The sequence below is a fragment of the Candidatus Palauibacter irciniicola genome (assembly GCF_965208695.1).
GTDB classification, from domain to species: domain Bacteria; phylum Gemmatimonadota; class Gemmatimonadetes; order Palauibacterales; family Palauibacteraceae; genus Palauibacter; species Palauibacter irciniicola.
The window spans coordinates 1040718-1061736 of sequence record NZ_OZ242352.1 but is presented as its reverse complement, the minus strand read 5'-3'; the positions used below and the strand labels follow the sequence as shown (position 1 = coordinate 1061736).

At 70.2% G+C, this 21019-nt stretch carries 13 protein-coding genes and 1 riboswitch; of the genes, 9 read left to right on the top strand and 4 right to left on the bottom strand.

All coding sequences use genetic code 11. The features are described 5' to 3' along the window. Positions 1-12 precede the first annotated feature (12 nt). Genes ACOGI9_RS04350 through metH form a run of 3 tightly spaced genes read right to left on the bottom strand, consistent with a single transcriptional unit; the run spans position 13 to position 6965 of the window. Positions 13-1404 (bottom strand): amidase, encoded by a 1392-nt coding sequence (locus tag ACOGI9_RS04350; RefSeq protein ID WP_419858664.1) that lies wholly within the window; start codon positions 1402-1404, stop codon positions 13-15. Between the two features lie 3 nt (positions 1405-1407). Next, positions 1408-3249: a bifunctional homocysteine S-methyltransferase/methylenetetrahydrofolate reductase gene (locus ACOGI9_RS04345; RefSeq protein ID WP_419858663.1), complete on the bottom strand. Its 1842-nt coding sequence runs from the start codon at positions 3247-3249 to the stop codon at positions 1408-1410. Continuing rightward, entirely contained in the window at positions 3246-6965 is a 3720-nt protein-coding gene (gene metH, locus ACOGI9_RS04340; protein ID WP_419858662.1) for a methionine synthase, read from the bottom strand. Before metH ends, ACOGI9_RS04345 begins: the two co-directional genes overlap by 4 nt. Before the next feature lie 40 nt (positions 6966-7005). Continuing rightward, positions 7006-7079: riboswitch (SAM riboswitch) on the bottom strand. A 126-nt stretch (positions 7080-7205) separates the two neighbouring features. Here metH and ACOGI9_RS04335 point away from each other — a divergent pair. The 8 genes from ACOGI9_RS04335 to ACOGI9_RS04300 all read left to right on the top strand — a co-directional run bounded on the left by ACOGI9_RS04335 (position 7206) and on the right by ACOGI9_RS04300 (position 16894). Further along, complete coding sequence (locus tag ACOGI9_RS04335; protein ID WP_419858661.1) at positions 7206-10007, top strand: DUF5916 domain-containing protein; 2802 nt, start codon at positions 7206-7208, stop codon at positions 10005-10007. 103 nt (positions 10008-10110) lie between these two features. Further along, positions 10111-11268: an o-succinylbenzoate synthase gene (gene menC / locus ACOGI9_RS04330; protein ID WP_419858660.1), complete on the top strand. Its 1158-nt coding sequence runs from the start codon at positions 10111-10113 to the stop codon at positions 11266-11268. Continuing rightward, positions 11265-12080, top strand: a complete 816-nt coding sequence (locus ACOGI9_RS04325; RefSeq protein WP_419858659.1) for a GNAT family N-acetyltransferase — start codon at positions 11265-11267, stop codon at positions 12078-12080. The genes menC and ACOGI9_RS04325 overlap by 4 nt, the downstream gene beginning before the upstream one ends. A 1-nt stretch (position 12081) precedes the next feature. After that, complete coding sequence (locus ACOGI9_RS04320; protein WP_419858658.1) at positions 12082-14208, top strand: S9 family peptidase; 2127 nt, start codon at positions 12082-12084, stop codon at positions 14206-14208. Next, positions 14205-14984, top strand: coding sequence for an SDR family NAD(P)-dependent oxidoreductase (locus tag ACOGI9_RS04315; protein ID WP_419858657.1), 780 nt, complete (start codon positions 14205-14207; stop codon positions 14982-14984). The genes ACOGI9_RS04320 and ACOGI9_RS04315 overlap by 4 nt, the downstream gene beginning before the upstream one ends. Continuing rightward, entirely contained in the window at positions 14981-15718 is a 738-nt protein-coding gene (locus ACOGI9_RS04310) for a VOC family protein (protein WP_419858656.1), read from the top strand. Before ACOGI9_RS04315 ends, ACOGI9_RS04310 begins: the two co-directional genes overlap by 4 nt. Positions 15719-15820: 102 nt before the next feature. After that, on the top strand, positions 15821-16399 hold the full coding sequence (locus ACOGI9_RS04305) for a PadR family transcriptional regulator (RefSeq protein WP_419858655.1): 579 nt from the start codon (positions 15821-15823) through the stop codon (positions 16397-16399). Positions 16400-16402: 3 nt separating this feature from the next. After that, entirely contained in the window at positions 16403-16894 is a 492-nt protein-coding gene (locus ACOGI9_RS04300) for a hypothetical protein (protein ID WP_419858654.1), read from the top strand. On the opposite strand, the gene ACOGI9_RS04295 is transcribed toward ACOGI9_RS04300, so the two are convergent. Further along, positions 16891-18588: an alanine/glycine:cation symporter family protein gene (locus ACOGI9_RS04295; RefSeq protein ID WP_419858653.1), complete on the bottom strand. Its 1698-nt coding sequence runs from the start codon at positions 18586-18588 to the stop codon at positions 16891-16893. The two genes, ACOGI9_RS04300 and ACOGI9_RS04295, sit on opposite strands and share 4 nt — an antisense overlap. Positions 18589-18841: 253 nt before the next feature. On the opposite strand from ACOGI9_RS04295, the gene glgP reads away from it, so the two are divergent. Then, positions 18842-20998 carry an alpha-glucan family phosphorylase gene (gene glgP, locus ACOGI9_RS04290; RefSeq protein WP_419858652.1) on the top strand — a complete coding sequence of 719 codons (2157 nt, stop codon included), beginning with the start codon at positions 18842-18844 and terminating at the stop codon, positions 20996-20998. Positions 20999-21019: the final 21 nt, after the last annotated feature.

Sequence of the window (21019 nt, the reverse complement as noted above, 5' to 3'; positions counted from 1 at the left end):
CCTCCGGATCGACTATCCCGCGACCCGGGGCGGCGTTCCCAGTCGCGTCAGATTCGTCCCGAGGACTTCCTCCGCGGCGGCCGCCTGCGCGAGGAGCCTCAGGTCCGCGCCGGAGGGTCCCATCAACTGCAGACCGACGGGCATGCCCTCTCCGTCCAGCCCGGCGGGGAGCGAGATCGCGCACATGTCGAGCATGCTGGCCGGGCACGTGCCGGAGAGCATGGCGCGGTTGGCCTTCCGGTAGGCATCGAGCCGGCCGAGAGCGGGGAGCGGCGGAGGGGAGATGGGGAGCGTGGGCGCTGCGAGGAGGTCGATCCGTTCCGCCGCCAGCCGGGCGTGAACGCCGGCCGAGAGCGCGCGGCGGTGCTGGTGGGCGGCGATATACTCGAGCGCGGGCACGCCGCCCGCTGCTTCGAGCCGCGTTCCGATGATCGGATCCAGAAGTGGAATCCAGTCGGGCAGTTCGCGCTGCAGGAACTCCACGAACTCGGGCTGGACGATGGGGCCGGAGAGGTAGCGTTCCCCCGCGTCGTCCAACTCGGGAGCATCGAGTTCGAGTACGTCCGCGCCAGCGACGCGAAGCTCCTCCAGCGCACCGTTGACCACGGCGGCGATCCCGGAATCCGCGTCCGTCCACAGACGGGAAGCGGGGACCCCGATCCTCAGCCCCACAACCCCCTCCGGGACGGGGTCGGCCGGCTCGCCGCCGGCTGCCGCGAGCGGGTCGAGGGCGAGGAAGGCGTAACGCAGATCCTCCACGGTGTGGGCGAGCATCCCCACCGTGTCCAGCGACGTGCTGAGGGGGACGACGCCGGTGGTCGGCCAGCGGCCCGTGGTGGGACGGAGCCCGACGACCCCGGTCGCCGACGCGGGGATGCGGATCGAGCCCCCCGTGTCCGTGCCGAGGGCGATCCGGGCCGACCCTTCCCACAGGCTCACCCCGGCACCCGCGGACGAACCGCCGGGAGCACGGTGCTCGACCGGATCCCACGGGTTCACGGGCGTCCCCGTGTTGGGGTTCAGCCCGACGCCGCCGAAAGCGAACTCGACCGTGTGCGTCTTGCCGGCGAACACGGCGCCGAGCCGGCGCAGCGAGCTCACGAGGAACCCCTCGGGCCAGGCGGGGAGCGCCCGCTTCGTGCCGGCGTAAAGCGGGGTTCCGTCCAGGGCGTAGAGATCCTTGACGGAGACCGTGACGCCGGCGAGAGGACCCGGATCCTCGCCGCGGCCGGCGGCGGCATCGATGGCGTCCGCTTGCCGCCTCAGCGCCCCGGCGTCGAACGCGATGTAGGCGCCCAGGTCGCTGGCCTCGTGACGACGGATCGCGGCGTCCGCCTGGCGGCGTGCCCCGCCGCGACCCCTTCGGACGTCCGCCGCGACGCGACGGATGGGCGGGCGAGTCATCGTTCAGCCCTCGAGCACGGCGGCGGCGCGGTCGACCTCGTTTCCGGGGGTGCTGACGAGGGCGCCCGCAGCGTGAGGCCGCACCGCTTCCAGCACCTCGCGGGCCACGGCGACGCCCTCCCGCGCGGCCGCTTCGGCGCCTCGCGCCTGTGCCCCCGCCATGCGTTCCAGCACGTCGAGCGGCACGTCGACGCCGGGCACCTCGTGCGCCAGGAATTCCGCGTTCTCCAGGGACAAGGGGGGCCACAGGCCCACGAGGAGCGGAACGCCGAAGTCTTCGATCTCGCGGGCGAAGGCGAGGAACTTCTCCCGATCGAAGATGGGCTGCGTGACGGCGAAGTCCGCGCCCGCCTCGGCCTTCCAGGCGAAGCGCCGGACCTCCTCCTCCGGGTCGACGGCGCCGGGATTCACGGCGACGCCCTTCACGAACGAGGTCGGGGCGCCGATCGAGCTTCCCCCCGGGTCGAGGCCGAGGTTGAGCTGCCGGACGACGTTCGTGAGACCGATGCTGTCGATGTCGTACACGCCGCCCGTGTCGTAGGGGCCGCCACGCGGCGGGTCGCCGGTGATGAGGAAGACGTTGCGCAGACCGGCCGCGGCCGCGCCGAGGAGGTCGCTCAGCATGCCGAGCATGTTGCGGTCGCGGCAGCTGTAGTGCGGGACGGTCTCCATGCCGAGTTCGCGTTCGATGACGATCGCGGCGGGGAGGGCGGCAATGCGGCTCCGGTGCGCGGGGCCATCGACGATGTGGACGGTGTGCACGCCGGCGTCGCGGAGCCGGCCGGCTCCGGCCAGCAGTTCCCCGGGATCCCACCCGTGCGGCGGCGTCAACTCCACCGCCCCGACGAACTCGCCGCTGGCGAGACGCCGTCCGAGCGCCGAGCGGCCCGCGAGCGGAGGCGGCTCGGTCGCCGCGCGGCCGTCGGCCTCGCCCGGCTGGGCGACGGACACGCGAGCCGGGCCGGGGCCGTTGGTCCCGAGCAGCGTCGCCGTGAGGCGAGTGTGGTCGGGCGACGTGCCGCAGCACCCCCCCAGGAACCGGGCGCCCGCCGCCGCCATGCGCCGGGCGTAGCGGGCCATGTACTCCGGGCTCGCGAGGTAGATCTTCCGGTCCCCGATGTCGCGTGGCAGCCCCGCGTTGGGCAAGGCGGACACCGGCCGCGACGTGGCCGCCACCATGCGCTCGACGCCGAACAGCATCGAGGACGGGCCGACCGAGCAGTTGAGGCCGATGACGTCCGCCCCGGCCCGCTCGAGCGCCGCCGCCGCGGCCTCGATCGTGGCCCCGTACTCCGTGTGGCCCGCGTCTCCGAACGTCATCTGCGCGAAGACCGGCGCCGCCCCCGCGACCTCCCGCACCGCCCGTACCGCCTGCAGCAGTTCGTCGAGATCGGAGAACGTCTCCAGCATGAACCCGTCGACGCCGCCTTCCGCGAGCCCGGCGACCTGTCGCCCGAACAGGTCCGCCGCCTCATCCACCGACGTGGGGCCCCAGGGTTCGATGCGGATGCCGAGCGGCCCCATCGCCCCCAGTACCGCCGCGCGCCCCCCGGCCGCCTGCCGCGCGAGGCGCGCCGCCGCCACGTTGATCTCGTGCGCGGACGGCTCGAGGCCGAACGGCTCGAGTTTGACGGGGTTCGCGCCGAAGGTGTTGGTCTCGATGAGTTGCGCCCCCGCCCGCACGTAGTCGGCGTGGACGCCCAGCACCCGGTCGGGTTCCGTGAGGTTCAGTTCGTCGTAGCACTGGTTCACGAACACGCCGCTCTCGTACAGCACCGTCCCCATGGCGCCGTCGATCAGGTGGATCCCGTCTCCCTCGATCCACTCCCGCAGGCGATCGCTCATGCCGTCGCCTCCAGCGCCGGATCCCGGTCGTACCCGAGGTTGGGCGAGAGACGGCGCTCCGCCTCGGCGAGGGAGACCCCGCTGCGCGCGGCGTAGTCCTCCACCTGGTCGAGCCCGATCCGTCCCAGACCGAAGTAGCGGGCTTCCGACCGCGCGAAGTACCAGCCGGACACCGACGCGGCGGGATGCATGGCGTAGTTCTCCGTGAGGGTGATGCCGAGACGGCGCTCCACGCCGAGCAGATCGAAGAGGAGCGCCTTCTGCGAGTGGTCCGGACACGCCGGATAGCCCGGAGCGGGACGGATCCCGACGTAGCGCTCGGCGATCCGCGCCTCGTTGTCGAGCGTCTCGTCCGGCGCGTAGCCCCAGAGGTCCGTGCGCACGATCTCGTGCAGACGCTCGGCCAGGGCCTCCGCCAGCCGGTCGGCGAGCGATTTTGCGAGCAGGCTCCCGTAGTCGTCCACCGCCGCCTCGAAGCGGGCGCAGAGCGCTTCAAGGCCGATGCCGGCGGTCACGGCGAAGGCGCCGCTCCAGTCCGTGGCGCCGGCCGTCTCGGGCAGGACGAAGTCGGCCAGACTGACGTTCGCGCCCGAGGAGCGGTCCATCTGCTGGCGGAGGTGGGGCACCCGCAGCAACTCGCGACGCCCGTCCCCCGGCGCGAAGAGGACGATGTCGTCCCCGCGCGCGTTCGCCGGATACAGCCCCGCGATCGCGCGCGCGGTCAGGGATCCATCGCGGACGATCTCGTCGAGCAGCCGGCGGGCATCGTCGTACAGCGACCGGGCCGCTTCCCCCCGCTCCGGGTGGTCGAGCAACCGCGGGAAGCGCCCCTTCATCTCCCAGGTCTGGAAGAAGGGCGTCCAGTCGATGTAGCCGACCAGTTCCTCCAGCGGGAACGGATCGTACACGTGCACGCCCGGTTCACGCGGCGGCGGCACCGTCGCAGCCCCGGCGAGCGGGAGCCGGTTCGCGCGGGCCCGCTCGAGCGTCGCGAGCGGCCGCCGCCCTCCCCGGTACTCTTCGCGCACGCGCCGGTACTCGGCTCGCGTCCGCGCCACGAAGTCCGCCCCGCCGTCGTCGCCCAGGAGCTTCCCCACGACCCCGACCGCCCGCGAGGCATCGAGCACGTGCACGGTCGCCCCCGAGTACCGTTCCTCGATCTTGACCGCCGTGTGCTTCCGCGACGTCGTGGCGCCTCCGATGAGGAGAGGCACCTCGAACGCCTGCCGTTCCATCTCGCTCGCCACCCGCACCATCTCGTCCAGCGACGGCGTGATGAGGCCGCTGAGCCCGATCGCGTCCGCGCCGTGGGCCCGGGCCTCGGCAAGGATGCGGTCCGGCGGGACCATGACGCCGAGGTCCACGGTGTCGTAGCCGTTACACTGCAGCACGACGCCGACGATGTTCTTCCCGATGTCGTGGACGTCCCCCTTCACGGTCGCGAGGAGGATCGTTCCCTTCCCCGCCGCCTTTCCCTCCTTCTCCGCTTCGAGGTGCGGGACGAGGAAGGCGACGGCCCGCTTCATCACGCGCGCCGACTTCACGACCTGAGGCAGGAACATGCGCCCGCTCCCGAACAGGTCGCCGACGCGGTTCATCCCGGCCATGAGCGGCCCCTCGATGACCTGGAGCGCCTTGCCGTACAGGAGGCGCGCTTCCTCGGCGTCCTCCTCGATGTGCTCGACGATCCCCTCCACGAGCGCGTGTTCGAGCCGGGTTTCCACGCCCTCCGAGCGCCAGGCGTCGTCCACCCGGGTTTCGATCCCCTCGTCCCGGATCCGGCCCGCGAGATCCGTCAGCCGCTCCGTGGCGTCGGACCGCCGGGCGAGCAGGACGTCCTCCACCGCTTCGAGCAGTTCGGGGTCGATGTCGTCGTAGAGCGGAAGCCGCCCCGCGTTCACGATCCCCATGTCGAGTCCGGCCGCGATCGCGTGGTAGAGGAAGGCCGTGTGCATCGCCTCCCGCACGGCGTCGTTTCCCCGATAGGAGAAGGAGATGTTGCTGATCCCGCCGCTCGTCATCGCGCCGGGGAGCTCGTGCTTGATCCGGCGGACGGCCTCGATGAAGGCGACCCCGTACGCGTCGTGTTCCGCGATTCCCGTCCCCACGGCGAAGACGTTGGGATCGAAGATGATCTCACCGGGCCGGAAGCCGGCGCCGAGCAGGAGGCGGTAGGCGCGGGCGCAGATCTCCAGCTTGCGGTCCACCGTGTCCGCCTGTCCCCGCTCGTCGAAGGCCATGACGATGACGCCGGCCCCGTAGCGGCGGATGAGGGCCGCCTGTTCGAGGAACGCCTCCTCCCCCTCCTTGAGCGAGATGGAGTTCACCACCGCCCTTCCCTGGGTACACTTCAGCCCCGCCTCGATGACCTCCCAGCGCGAGGAGTCGATGACCGTCGGGATACGGGCGATGTCGGGTTCCGCCGCGATCAGGTTCAGGAAACGGATCATGGCGGCCTCGGAGTCGAGGAGGCCCTCGTCCATGTTCACGTCGAGAAGCTGCGCCCCGTTGACGACCTGATCGCGCGCGACCTCGACCGCCTCGTCGAAGTCGTCGTCCCGGATCAGCCGCCTGAAGCGGGCCGAACCCGTGACGTTCGTGCGCTCGCCGATGTTCACGAACAGCGTGTCCGGCCGGATCGCGAGCGGCTCGAGACCCGAGAACCGGGGCAGCGGCTCGATCACGGGAACCTGTCGCGGGGGCACGCCTTCCATGCGCTCCGCGATGGCCCGGATGTGTTCCGGCTCCGTCCCGCAGCAGCCGCCGACGAGGTTGAGGAGCCCGCGGTCCGCGAAGTCCCCCAGCAGGTCGGCCATGTGGGCGGGCGTGTCGTCGTAGCCCCCGAACTCGTTCGGGAGGCCCGCGTTGGGGTGGCAGCTCACGGGGACGTCGGCCGCGGCGGAGAGTTCCGCGACGTAGGGCTCGAGTTCCTCGGCTCCGAGCGCGCAGTTGAGACCGACGAAGAGGGGGTCCGCATGCCGGATCGAGAGCCAGAACGCCTCCACGGTCTGGCCCGACAGGGTCCGCCCGGAGAGATCGGTGATCGTGCCGGAGACGGCGACCGGCAGCGGCTCGCCGAGGTCCGCCTCGAGTTCGAGGATGGCGAAGATCGCGGCCTTCGCGTTGAGCGTGTCGAAGATGGTCTCGACGAGCAGCACGTCGGCACCGCCCTCGACGAGTCCCTCCGCCTGCTGTCGATAGGCGCGCGCGAGTTCGTCGAAGGTGACCGCGCGAAACGCGGGGTTTTCGACGTCCGGCGAAAGGGAGGCGGTCCGATTCGTCGGACCCATGCTCCCGAGCACGAAGCGGGGCCGCGAGGGATCCGCCCGCGTCGCCTCGTCGGCTTCGCGCCGGGCGATCCGCGCCGCCGCGGCATTGATGTCGTGGATGAGATGGGCGTTACCGGCCTCGGCGGAGATGCCGTAGTCCGCCTGGGAGATGGCCTGGGCGTTGAAGGTGTTCGTCGTGATGAAGTCGGCCCCCGCCTCCAGGTAGCCGCGGTAGAGGGACGCGACGGCGTCAGGGCGGGTGAGGCACAACACATCGTGGTTCCCGAACAGGGGCTGCGGATGATCCGCGAGCGGACCCGCGCGATAGGCCGCCTCGTCGAGGCCCAGCCGCTGGATCATCGTTCCCGCGCCGCCATCCATCAGGAGGATGCGCCGCTCCAGCGCCTCCCGAATCCGTGCGACGCGTTTTCCTCGCGCTTCGGACACGACGTTTCCCCCCAAAAAAAGACCCCGGCCGCCAAAGAATCGCGCCCGGGGCGTGGCTCTTTAGCGATTGTTTTACGTGGCTGCAATCCGCCTCAAATCACCACGTCCGGTACGCTTCGGCGAGCCAAAACTAGCGCGCGCCCGCCGAATGGGAAACTTTGCGCACGCGCGTAGCGGTCCGGGGCGGGGTTTTGCAGCGGACCGTTAAACAAGGTGACGGCGGGATGTGTTTGGGCGGATATGAAATACAGACATGGAGCGGGCCGCGCGGCGTTCTTCCTCGCGGCTCTTGCGATAAGCGGGATGGGGTGGGGGCTTTCCGGGCAGGAGGAGGGGCTCTCGCCGCCCGAAGGGCCCGAGGCGACGGTCTTCCGGGGCGGCGTGGCGCCGGCGGCCGTGGACGCGGTACGCCGCGAGGGCGCGCTCTCGATCGACGGCCGGCTCGACGATCCGGCATGGCAGCCGGCCCCCGTCATCACGGACTTCGTCCAGGGGATCCCCGTAGAGGGAGCGGAACCGTCCGAGCCGACGGAGGTTCGGGTCGTGTTCGACGACGCGGCGATCTACGTCGCCGCCCGCATGTACGAGAGCGACCCGGGCTCGATCCGCGCACGCCTCACGCGCCGGGATGAACGCGGTTCCTTCGATTCCTTCAAGCTCTCCCTCGATCCGAACCGCGACGGGCTGACCGGCTACGAGTTCGAGGTCAGCGCCGCCGGAGCCGAGACGGACCGGTATCTGTTCGGCGACACCCAGGAAGACACGAACTGGGACGCGATCTGGGACTCCGCCGTGCAGATCGACGCCCGGGGCTGGACGGTGGAGATGCGGATCCCGCTCTCCCAGATCCGCTACGAGGCCCGCCCCGGCATGCAGACCTGGGGGATCAACTTCGAGCGCCGGCGTCTCGAGACGAACGAGACGGTCTACTTCGCCCTGCAGTCGCGCACGGCTCGCGGGCGAGTCAGCCAGTTCGGCACGATCGACGGGCTGCAACTCCCGCAGTCGAGCCGCAGGTTCGAGGTCCGGCCCTTCGCCGTGTCCCAGTACCACACCGCCCCCGCGACGCCGGGCAACCCGCTGTTCGACGGCACCGAGATGGAGCCGCGCGGCGGCCTCGACATGAGCATGGGGATCGGCTCCGCCTTCAGCCTCGACGCGACCATCTATCCCGACTTCGGCCAGGTCGAGGTGGACCCGGAGGTCATCAACCTCACGGCCTTCGAGACCTTCTTCCCGGAGAAGCGCCCGTTCTTCGTGCGCGACGCGCAGATCTTCACCTTCGCCGGCTCGCGCGGCGGTCGTTTCGGCGGCGGCAAGGCGCTCTTCTTCAGCCGGCGGATCGGGCGGGAACCGCGGGGGTCGGGACCCTACGATGCCGACTTCCACGAGGAGCCGACCCAGACCTCGATCCTGGGGGCGGCGAAGCTGACCGGGCGCACGAGCGGCGGGCTCTCCGTCGGGGCGCTGGCCGCGGTAACCGGGCAGGAAATGGGCAACGCGTACTTCGCGGAGGGCGACCACCTGACCCCGTTCGTGGCTGAACCGCAGGCCGAGCACGCCGTGCTGCGCCTCCAGCAGGACTTCCGCGGCGGCGCGAGCAAGATCGGCCTCATCGGCACCGGGCTCAAGCGCGAACTGCCCGCCGATGGCACGTTCGATTTTCTTCCCTCGGAGGCGTTCAGCTTCGGCGTCGATTTCGAGCACCAGTGGGGCGGACGCCGCAGCCGGGATTTTCGTCTCTGGGGCTTCTACTCGAGCAGTCTGGTTCGCGGTTCGAATGCCGCCATGCTCCGCCTTCAGCGGAACCCGAACCACTACTATCAGCGTCCCGACGCCCCCCACCTCGCGATCGACTCCACGGCCACGTCCATGTTCGGCAGCGACTGGCGGGTGCAGTTGGAGCGGGAAAGCGAACACTGGACGTGGGGCGCGTGGGCGGGCCAGCAGACCCCCGGCTTCGAGATCAACGACTTCGGATTCCTGACGAGCGGCGAGCGCCTGGACGTGGGCGGCCGCATCAGCTACCGGAACATCAGGCCCGGCAACCTGTTCCGGAACTACAACATCAGCCTCTTCACCTTCCACAACTTCCGTCATTCGCTGCTGGAGGGGAACCTCAGGGATCGCTCGAACTGGGCGCGCGCCCACGATGCGGGCAGCGCGTGGTTCAGCGGACGGTTCACGTTCCTCAACAACTGGGGCTTCAACCTCAACTTCTCGTATTCCCCGCAGACCCAGTCCGACACGCAGACGCGCGGGGGTCCGCTGATGACCGAACCCGCGGAGTTCGGCGTCCGGGTGGATGCGAACACGGACCGGAGCCGGTCCTTCCACGTGTCGCCGAACTTCTCCTACCGGATGGCGGATCAGGGACGCGGCCACGACATGAGCACCGGTCTGAACATCTCCTACCGGCCGCTGCCGAACTGGCGCGTGTCCGTGAACCCGAGCTTCAACGACCGGCGGGACGGCGCGCAGTACGTGACCCGGACGACCACCCTGAGCTACGAGCCGACGTTCGGCACCCGGTACCTGTTCGGGGATCTCCACCGCAGGGGTTTCTCGATGGAGACCCGTCTGAACGTGTCGTTCACGCCCGACCTCAGCCTTCAGCTCTACGCGCAGCCGCTGCTGACGTCGGGCGACTATGTCGGCTATCGGCAGCTTGCAGCCGCCGGCACCTTCGACTTTCTCGACCATGAGGAGGGGCGGGTCTACCGCTTCAACGGCATCGTCACGGGCTGCACCGGGGGGACGACCTGCACGCGCGATGGCGTGCGCCATTTCGACTTCGACGGCGACGGCGAACTGGACTACCTGACCAGGGACCGCGACTTCAACGTCCGCTCCCTGCGCGGAAACGCGGTCTTCCGCTGGGAGTACCGCCCGGGTTCGCAGCTCTTCCTCGTGTGGCAGCACGCGCGCCGGGAGAACGTTCCGTTCGGCAGTTTCGACCTCAATCGTGACCTGGAGGGGTTGTTCTTCGCGCCGGCGGAGAACGTCTTCATCGTCAAGGTGAGCCACTACCTCTCCATCTGACCGGCTGCCTCCCGGTCCGACCGGTCGCGCCCGGCCCGGATTCTGGCGCGACCGGTGTCGAAACGGCTAACGTCCCGCTCCCCCGCCCGCGGAGACGAACGCCTTGCCGACAACCCCACTGCATCTGGTCGAAGTGACGCTTCGGGAGATCGAACTCCCGCTCCGGGAGCGGTTCATCATCTCATCCGGATGGGTCGAGAACCGCCGAATCCTCCTCCTCGAACTCCGCGACGAAAGCGGCGCCACGGCCTGGTCGGAGTGCGTGTGCGGGGAGCAGCCGAACTACTCTCCCGAGACCGTGGACACCGCGCGGCTGGCGTTGCGGCGCTGGCTCCTGCCGCGGGTGCTGGGCCGGGAACTCCATGGCCCGGAGGCCGTGAGGCCCCTCCTGGATGAGGGCGTTCAGGGTCATCCCATGGCCAAGGCCGCGATCGAGATGGGCATCTGGGGCCTGAGCGCCGAGGTCGCGGGCGTCTCCCTGTCCGAACTCGTCGGAGGGACGCGCGCCCGGGTGGCGACGGGCATCTCGCTCGGCCTCCAGCCTTCGCCCGCCGCGCTCGTCGAGAAGGCGCGGCAGGCGGTCGACCAGGGCTACGGCAAGGTCAAGCTCAAGATCAGCCCGGAGAAGGACATCGAGTACGTCGGGGCGGTGCGCGACGCGCTCGGACCCGAGCAGGCGCTGGCGGTCGACGCGAACGCGGCCTACACGCTGGACGACGCGGACCGCCTGGCGGAGCTCGACGCGTTCGGGCTGATCATGATCGAGCAGCCGCTGGCGGCCGGCGACCTCGTGCGCCACGCCCGGCTCCAGGAGCGGCTCGCCACGCCCGTCTGCCTCGACGAGTCGATCGTGGACCCGGCGTCGTGCGAGGACATGCTCGCGCTCGGCAGCGGGCGGATCGTGAACATCAAGCCGGGTCGCGTCGGCGGGTTCCGGAACTCCCGCGAGATCCACGACATCTCGGCGCGGGCCGGCGTTCCCGTGTGGTGCGGGGGGATGCTCGAGAGCGGGATCGGGCGGGCCTACAACGTCGCGCTGGCTTCCATGCCGAACTTCCGTCTTCCCGGCGACCTCTCGCCGAGCGCCCGCTACTGGGAACGCGACATCGTCGGTCCCGAGTGGACGATGAGCGCGGACGGTTTCGTGACGGTGCCGCACGACCGGCCGGGGCTCGGCGTGGAAGTGGACATCGAGCGCGTGGAAGCGCTCACGCGGCGGAGCGAGAAGATCGCCCACGGCGGCGTCCGCGTCCCGGCGTGACGGAGTTTCGCGCGCTCGAGACGCTCGAGGAGTGGCGTGCGTGCGTACGGCTGCAGGAGATGACCTGGGGGGAAGGGTTCTCCGACATCGTCCCCGCCTCCGTCCTCCAGGTCTCGCGGAAGATCGGAGGCTTTGCGGGAGGGGCGTTCGAGGACGGCCGCATGATCGGTTTCGTCTATTCCCTGCTGGGGCGGTTCGAGGGTGTGCCGTCGCACTGGTCGCACATGCTGGCCGTCGAACCGTCCGCGCGCGGACGGGGCCTGGGCCGCGACCTGAAGCTGTTTCAGCGGGAGTCTGTCCGGTCCGACGGCATCCGCACCATCTTCTGGACGTACGACCCGATGGTCGCGCGCAACGCGCACTTGAACCTGAACCGGCTCGGCGCGACGGTGCTGCGCTACGCACCGAACATGTACGGCGCCGATACGGGGAGCCCCTTGCATGGCGGCGGAGAAACCGACCGGTTCATCGTGCGCTGGAATCTCGACGGCCCGGAGACCCGCCAGGCCCTCGACGAGGGATCCCGGCGCTCGGCCCGGCGGCTCCACGTGCCGCTTCCGGACCCGGCGCGCGTCGTGGCCCGGCCGGGAGGGCACGGCGTGGCGGGCGGCGGACTGCCCGCGGGCGACGAGGTCTTCGTCGAGGTGCCGGCCGATGTCGAATCGCTGCCACCCGACGGGTCGCTCGTGCGGTGGCGCGAAACGGTGCGGGACGCGTTCCTGGCCTACCTCAGGAGGGGATATGCGGTGGAGAGCCTTGTCAGAAATCCCTCGGCGAACCGGTGCTTCTATGTCCTGCGCCGGAACGGGTGACGTGAGCCCGCCGGTCGCGGCGTCCCGCGGACGGATGTGGGCGGCCGGCATCCTGGGGCTGCTTGCTCCCCTCGCGCCATCCACGGCCTCGGCTCAGAGCCCGTATTCCGTCGAGGACATCCTCGCCGCGCCTTTCGCCACGGACCTCGTCGCCGCCCCGACCGGCGCCGCGTTCGCCTGGATTCGATACGACCGGGGCGCCCGCAACATCTGGATCGCGGAGGGCCCGGAGTACGTGGGCCGCCAGCTCACGAACTGGACGGAGGACGACGGCCAGGATCTGTCCCAGCTGCGGTTCACGCCCGACGGGCGCCAGGTCCTCTTCGTGCGCGGAGGCGGACCGAACCGGTCGGGCGAGATTCCGAACCCGCGCTCCGAACCCGAGCCGGCGACACAGATGGTGTGGGTCGCCGGGCTCGACGGAACTTCGCGGCCTCTCGCCGAAGGGAGTGCCCCGGCCATCGCGCCGGACGGGCGCACGATCGCCTTTCTGAACCGCGGACAGATGTTCACGCTTACACTCGATGGCTCGGCGCCCCCCGGTCCCCTGCTCCGCATCCGCGGGAGCGCGGGGTCGCTGGCGTGGTCCCCGGACGGGGGCCGGCTCGCCTTCGTCAGCAACCGCGGAGATCACGCGTTCGTCGGCGTTTTCTCGCTGGACGAGGGGTCGGTCCGCTATCTCGATCCGAGCCTGGACCGCGACGGCAGCCCCACGTGGTCGCCGGACGGGACGGCCGTCGCCTTCATCCGCGTCCCGAACGAGGGGACGCAGTTGCCTTTCACCCCGCTCCGCAGCGCCCTGCCGTGGTCGATTCGCGTGGCGGATGCCGCCACGGGGGAGGCGCGCGACGTGTGGCGGGCTCCACCCGGCCGCGGGAGCGCGTTCCAGGCCATGACCGGGCCTTCGCTGATCTGGCTCGCGTCGGACCGGCTCGTCTTCCCGTGGGAACGCGAAGGCTGGCACCAGCTGTACTCGGTTCCGGTCGCGGGAGGCCCCGCCACGCACCTGACGCCGGGCGACTTCGAGGTCGAATCCGTGCTCCCGTCGCCCGACCGGGAGTCCGTCTATTACGTCTCGAACGCGGACGACATCGACCGCCGACACATCTGGCGGGTCGCCGCCGAGGGTGAGCCCGAGGCGCTGACGTCGGGGGACGGCATCGAGTGGAACCCGGCGGTGACTCCCGACGGGGTGCTCGCATACCTCGCCGCCGACGGTCGAACGCCGGCCCACGCCGAGGTGGACGCGGGCGGGGAGCGGCGTCCGCTCGTCGACGGGTTCATGCCCGACGTCTTCCCGTTCGAAAGCCTCGTGGAGCCGCAGCAGGTGACGTTCGAGTCCGAGGATGGGATGCTGATCCACGGGCAGCTCTTCCTTCCGCCCGTGTCGGTGGAAGGCGGACGCCACCCGGCGGCGGTCTTCTTCCACGGCGGGTCGCGGCGGCAGATGCTCCTGGGCTGGCACTACATGCGGTACTACCACAACACGTACGCCCTGAACCAGTACCTGGCGAGCCGCGGCTACGTCGTCCTCTCGGTGAACTATCGCAGCGGTACCGGCTACGGGCTGGAGTTCAGGGAGGCGCTGAACTACGGCGCGCGCGGCGCCAGCGAGTACCGTGACGTCGTCGCGGCGGCCCGCTACCTCGCGGAACGGGATGACGTGGACGCCACGCGGGTCGGGCTGTGGGGCGGTTCCTACGGCGGCTACCTCACTGCGCTCGGCCTCGCGCGGAACTCGGATCTCTTCGCCGCGGGAGTCGACATCCACGGGGTACACGACTGGAACGTGGTCATCCGGAACTTCGTCCCGTCCTACCAGCCGGACGCGCGAGAGGCCGTCGCCCGACTCGCCTTCGAGTCCTCGCCGATGGCGTGGATCGACGGCTGGCGTTCCCCGGTCCTGCTGATCCACGGTGACGACGACCGCAACGTGCCGTTCTCGGAGTCCGTGGATCTCGTCGAGTCGCTCCGGAAGCGGGGCGTCGAGGTCGAGCAGCTCGTCTTCCCGGACGAAGTCCACGGCTTCCTCCTGCACCGGAACTGGGTCACCGCCTTCGAGCGGTCCGCCGAATTCATGGACGCACACCTGCGAAAGGCCCCCGCCACGGGAGGCGCGAACCCGTGACTCCCCGCATCGCGGGGCAGCTTGCGCTCGTCACGGGAGCGAGTTCGGGGATCGGCGAGGCCATCGCCCGCCGCCTGGCCGGCGACGGCGCGAACCTCGTGCTGTGGGCGCGCAGGGAGGAGCGGCTCACCCGCCTCGCGGGAGAGATCGCGGCCCGGAGCGGGGTCGCCGTGGACATCGGCGTCGTCGACATCCGCGACCACGACGCGGTCCGGGGGGAGGCGGAGCGGCTCATCGCCGCCCGCGCCGCCCCCGACATCCTGGTCAACAACGCCGGCCTCGCCTCGGGCATGGCGCTCGTTCACGACGCCGATGTCGCCGACTGGGACCGGATGATCGACACGAACGTGAAGGGGCTCCTCTACGTGACGCGCGCCTTCCTCCCCGCCATGGTCGAGCGCGATTCGGGGCAGGTCGTCAACATCGGCAGCATCACCGGCCGACAGGTCTACCCGCGCGGGAGCGTCTACGCCGCCACGAAGTACGCCGTGCAGGCGATCACCGAAGGGACGAATCTCGATGTCCTCGGCACCGGCGTTCGCGTGTCGGGCGTCCATCCGGGTCTCGTCGAGACGGAATTCTCGCTCGTGCGCTTCAAGGGCGACGAGGACCGCGCGCGAGCCGTGTACGAGGGGGTGGAGCCGCTCACCGGGACGGATGTCGCCGACGTCGTGTCCTACGTCGTGAACGCCCCGCCCCACGTCAACCTGGCCGACGTCGTCGTGTTCGGAAAATCCCAGGGCAGCGTACACCACTTCCACCGCGACGGGGGATGAACGTCGTCGGCATCGGCGGGCTCTACGTCGCCTGCCCCGAGCCCCGTCGGGTCCGCGACTGGTACCGGCGTCACCTCGACGTCCGCTTCTCCGAAGATGGCGGCGCCCGGTTCGCGTGGACGCACCCGGACACCGGGACCGTTGCCGTCAGCGAACTCGTTTTTCTCGATGAGGCGGCGCCCCGCTTCGATCCCGGGGGGCAGCCGTTCGTCATCCGCTACCTCGTGCGTGACCGCGACCCGAGGGCCGACCCGCTCGAAGGACGCGACTGGATCCTGGACCCCGATGGGTGGAAGGCGGAGTTCGCGGAGTTGACCCCGTCCACCGAGCCTGCGACCGATCACGGGGCCGTCGAGGGCATCGGGGGCGTCTTCTTCCGGTCCCCGGACCCGAACGCCAGCAAGGCGTGGTACGAGAAAGTCGGGATCCGGCCGGGCCCGGACGGTTACGTGACGTTCCCGGCCCGCTCGGTGGACGGGACGGACACCCTCACGGTGTGGGAGGTCTTCCCGGCGGATACGACCTACTTCGATTCGCGGGGCGAGAGCAGCCCCCATCCCTTCATGCTCAACCTGCGGGTCAGGGACCTCGACGGACTCGTCGAGTCGCTCGAGGCACGGGGCGTCTGGGTCGACCCGAATCGAGAAGCCTACGAGTACGGGAAGTTCGCCTGGGTCCTCGACCCGCTCGGAGCCCGGGTCGAGCTGTGGGAGCCCCCCTCCGCCGCAAGCTGACGCCGTCTTCGCCTTCCCGTCTCCGGCGGTCCTCCCTTGCACCATTCCGATATATCGGATACTATTTCGATATATCGAGACCGGTCGGAAGCGGGAGGGATAATGTTCACCAGCAAGGATGGATTCGGCGCCTGGGCAAACTGCTGCGGCCCCGGCGTTTTTCGTTTCGGCGGGGGACTCGGGGGCAACCGGCGCGTCGTCCGGAAGGGGGAGCTGAAGTTCGTCCTCCTCCGCCTCCTCTCGGACGAACCCATGCACGGCTACGAACTGATGCGGCGGCTGGAGGAGGAGTCCGGCGGCCTCTACACGCCGAGTCCCGGCTCCGTCTACCCCACCCTGCAGTTGCTCGAGGACCAGGGGTACGTGTCGTCGACGCAGGAAGACGGGAAGCGCGTCTACCGGCTGACGTCCGCGGGGCGCGATTTCCTCGAGGAGCACCGCTCCCGCACCCGCGACATCTTCGGCCGCTTCGTCAACATGGGCGAGCGCTTCGCGGGATCCGCGATGCGCGACGTGACGCGCTCGTTCATCCACCTCGCCCAGGTGAGCTTCGAGCGCGCGACGGGCGGACAGGGCGATCCCGAGACGCTCGCAAGGGTGAAGTCGATCCTGGACCGCGCGGCGCGCGAGATCGAGAGCGCGTGGCCCGAACCCGGGGCCGCGGCCTCACGGGAGGGTTGAGCGATGTTCGAGATCGTCTTCCTGGGAGGCATCGCGGCCGTGATCTACCGCAGGCGCGTGCGCGCAGGCGACTGGAACCGGGGTGACTTCCACCGCCTCCTCCTTGGCGTGGGTCGCGCGGTAAGCCGCGCGGTGGCCGCCGCGTTGAAGTCGTGGCCCGGTCTCCTGCGACAATGCGCCGCCGATGTGAAGAGTCTTGCCCACGACCTGACGGGCATCGTCCGGACCCGGAGGCCACGCGCCATCCCGACGCGACACGCGCGCCTTGAAGCACCGGTGACGGATGTCGCGGCGCCGACCGAAGCCGCGACGAAGGCGGAGAGCCGGATCTTCTCCCGGCTCCAGCGCCGCTACGTCTCGGGCAGGATCAGCTTCTCCGAGTACGTGGAGGGAGTGCGGCGCCTCCGAGGCGAAGGCGCCGCGCTTCAGGGCCTGGGCGGCAAGGCCCCGCCGCGCTCGGACGGCGAGGCCGGGAGGCTGGCGGCGGAGCGCTAGTGCTTGCGGTGCCTCTCCCAGGGGCTCCGGGTGAAGTAGGACTCCGTCATCTCCTTGATCTGGGGCGCGAGGAAGATCAGCGCGATCAGGTTCGGGATGATGACGATGGCCAGGAAGATGTCGCCGAGCGACCACACCACGGCGAGCGGAAGCACGGCCCCGACGAAGTGCATCGCGACGAAGATGAGCTTGTACGGAATGATCGCGTTCGGCCCGAACAGGTAGTTCGCGCAGCGGTCGCCGTAGTAGCTCCATGAGATCGCCGTCGAGATCGCGAACAGGAAGACGGAGAAGATCACGATGTAGTGGCCCCAGTCGCCGAGCGGCGACAGGCCGCGCTGGAATCCCATCTGCGTCAGCGGCGCGCCCGTCTCGTAGGCCTGCCCGTAGAGGACGGCCAGTTCCCGCCCGTCGTCGGCGATCGCGACCGCCCGCGCCGGATCGACGGCCCCGCTGAACGGCTGCGTCTGCGCCTCGTCCTCGAACAGCTGCGGCACGGAGACCTCGTGCCACGCGAGGTGCGGCTCGCTCGTCACGCCCGGCCGTCCGATCGTGTAGCGGATCGTCCCCGTGGGCTCCGTGGGCACCGAGCTTCCGCCCTCGTCGAGCACGACGTAGCTGATGTCCCCGCCTTCGAGCTGGATCGCGGTCGGGACCTGCGAGTTCCACGCGCCGGTCATGATCACGACGAGTGCGGTCATCGTGACGATGACGATCGTGTCGATGAACGGCTCGAGCAGCGCGACGACGCCCTCGGAGACCGGTTCGTCCGTCTTCGCCGCCGCGTGCGCGATCGGCGCGGACCCCTGCCCCGCCTCGTTCGAGAACAGCCCTCGCCGCACCCCCCACATGAGCGTCACGAGGAAGGCGCCGACGCCGGTGCCCGCCACGCCGGCGGTCGGATTGAAGGCCTCGCTGAAGATGAGCGCGAAGGTCCCCGGCACCTGGTCGAGGTTCAGGATGATGATGATCATGGCGGCGGTCACGTAGACGATCGCCATGAACGGAGCCAGGATGCTGGTCACGCGGCCGATGCGCTTGATGCCGCCCAGGATCACGAGCGCGACGATCGTCGAGGTCGTGAGGCCGGTGATCCACTTGGCGATCCCGAACTCGGCCAGCATCGCGTCCGCGACCGTGTTGGCCTGGTTGGCGTTCCCCGTCATGAACGCCGTCAGCCCCAGCATGACCGCGAAGAACGCCGCCACCGGCTTCCAGCGCGGGCCCAGCCCCTTCTCGATGTAGTACATCGGTCCGCCCGACACCGTCCCGCTGTACTTCGCCGACGACTCGTCGACCTCGCGGTACTTCTGCGCCAGCGTGACCTCGCTGTACTTCGTCGCCATGCCGAGGAAGGCGGTCATCCACATCCAGAAGAGGGCTCCCGGACCTCCGAGGTGGATGGCGATCGCGGCGCCGGCAATGTTCCCGATGCCCACCGTCGCGCTGAGCGCCGTGGTCAGCGCCTGGAAATGCGACACGTCGCCCGGATCGTTCGGATCGTCGTATCGGCCCGTGGCCACCGCGACGCCGTGCGCGAACTTGCGGATCTGCGGCAGGCCGAGCCGGAGGGTGAGGTAGGTCCCGATGCCGAGGAGGAGCAGGACCTGAAGCGTCAGGCGCTCTCCTCCGATCTCGATCCCGAACTGCGCGACGTTGCGGTCGAGCCAGTCTACGATTGTGGCGAAGTCCATGCGCTGTCCCCGTTAGCGGCGAGTGAGCACGACACTGGAGGCCGGCTGAGTTTGGCCCCGTGCCGCTGAGGCTGCAACGGGTAGGGGAACGAGACGGGGCGGATCGGGGTCGCGGGACGAGTCGGCGCCGGGGTGTGTCGCGCGCGTCACGGTGCGGTAACTTCGTTCGCGCTCCGGGCGCTCCCGCGCCCCGTTGCGCCCCAGCCCCGGTCGTGACGAGAACCCCCGCGGAAGCAAGGAGACAAAGAGGGACGTGGGTCCAGACGACAAGATCCCCGGCCGCTTCGGGCGGCTGCCGGAACTCGCGAACGACCTCTCGTGGACGTGGAACCCGGAGGCCCCGGCCCTCTTCCGGGCTATCGATCCGCCGCTATGGCGCCGTACGCGCCACAACCCCGTGGCGCTATTGCGAACCGTCGGGGAAACGCGGTGGCGGGAACTGGCCGCTGACGACGGCTTCCTGCGCCGGTACGACGCGGCGTGCCATGCGCTGGACCGGGTGTCGGGCGGCGGGGCGAACGCGGCATCCACCTGGTTCGCCCGGAGATACCCCGGGCTCGCCGAGGGCCCCGTGGCGTACTTCTGCGCGGAATTCGCGTTGCACGAGTCCATCCCCATCTACTCCGGGGGACTCGGCGTGCTCGCCGGCGACCACCTCAAGGCGGCGTCGGAACTGGGCGTCCCCCTCGTCGGCGTCGGGCTGATGTACGCGCACGGCTACTTCGACCAGACGCTGGGGCCGGACGGCTGGCAGGAAGACGCGGACGACCCGCTCGACCCCGACCTGACGCCGCTGGAGCGGCTGCGGGGCGCGGATGGCGTCCCCTGGCTCGCCTCGATCCGCGGCGGGGGCCGCCGCATCCATATCGGGGCCTGGAGGCTGCGCGTCGGCCGCGTCTCGCTGTACCTCCTCGACACGGACCTCGAGGAGAACGACCCGGTGGACCGCGGCCTCTCCCACCAACTCTACGCGGGCGGCGCGGATCACCGGCTGCGGCAGGAAGCCATCCTCGGCGTCGGCGGCGTGCGCGTGCTCGCCGCGCTCGGGATCGAGCCCGGGGCGTGGCACGCGAACGAGGGACACGCGGCGTTCATGATGGTGGAGCGCGTGCGTCGGCTGATGACGGGTGGCGGGTCCTTCGCGGACGCGGTGTCCCGGGTCCGCGCCTCGACGGTGTTCACGACGCATACGCCCGTCTCCGCGGGCCATGACGTGTTCTCCCACGCACAGATGCGTGAATGGATCGGAGAGACGTTCTGGGAGGAGATCCCCCACCGCGAGGAGCTGCTGGGACTCGGTCTCCATCCGGATGACGAGGCGCAGGACCGGTTTCACATGACGGCGGCGGCGATCCGACTCTCGCGGCGAGTCAACGGCGTTTCCGCGCGACACGGGCGCGTGAGCCGTGAAATCTGGCGCGGCCTCTGGGAGGACCGGGCGGCCGGAGAGGTGCCGATCCGGCACGTGACGAACGGGGTCCACCTCGCCACGTGGATGAGCGACGACATCGCCGGCCTCCTGGACGAATGGCTCCCGGACGGCTGGCGACACGGTCCGGGAGACGAAGCTGAGTGGCGCGGGGTGCGCGACGTTCCCGCGGAGGCGCTGTGGCGGGTGCGACAGCGGCTGAAACTCCGGCTCCTCGATCTCATGCGGGACGAGGCCAGGCGCAGGTGGCCCGGCCACTGGCCGGAGTCGGCTCACCTGGCCGGAGCCGGCACGCTCATGAGCCCCGGGCCGCTCACGATCGGATTCGCGCGGCGCTTCGCGACCTACAAGCGCGCGGACCTCATCTTCCGCGATCGCGACCGCCTCCTGGAGCTTCTTTCCGACCCCGCCCGCCCCGTGCAGCTGGTCTTCGCCGGGAAGGCGCACCCGCGGGACGACGACGGCAAGCGCATCCTCCAGCGCGTCTACGAGCACACGCGCGATCCGGAGTTCGAGGGCAGGGTCGCCTTCCTCGAGAACTACGGACTTCATGCGGCGCACGGTCTCGTCGAGGGCGTCGACCTGTGGCTCAACCTCCCCCGGGTCCCGCTTGAGGCGAGCGGGACGAGCGGGATGAAGGCCGCCCTCAACGGCGTCCCCCAGCTCGCGACCGCGGACGGCTGGTGGGAGGAGGGGTTCGAGGGGGACAACGGGTGGATCATCCCGCCCGCCCCCGCCACGGCGACGGAGGAGGAGGTGGACGAACACGACGCGGAGCACCTCTTCCGGCTCCTGGAGGAGGACGTCATCCCCCTCTACTACGACCGGATCGGCGCGGGCTCCGGGGATGACGCCCCGGCCGGCTGGCTCGCACATGCGCGGCGAGCGATCGAGGTGGCCGGCGCGCGATTCACGGCGGGCCGCATGGTGCGGGACTACGCGCGGGACTTCTACGTCCCATCGCTGCGCGGGGATGCCTGACGCGACCCCGGCAGCCCGCGA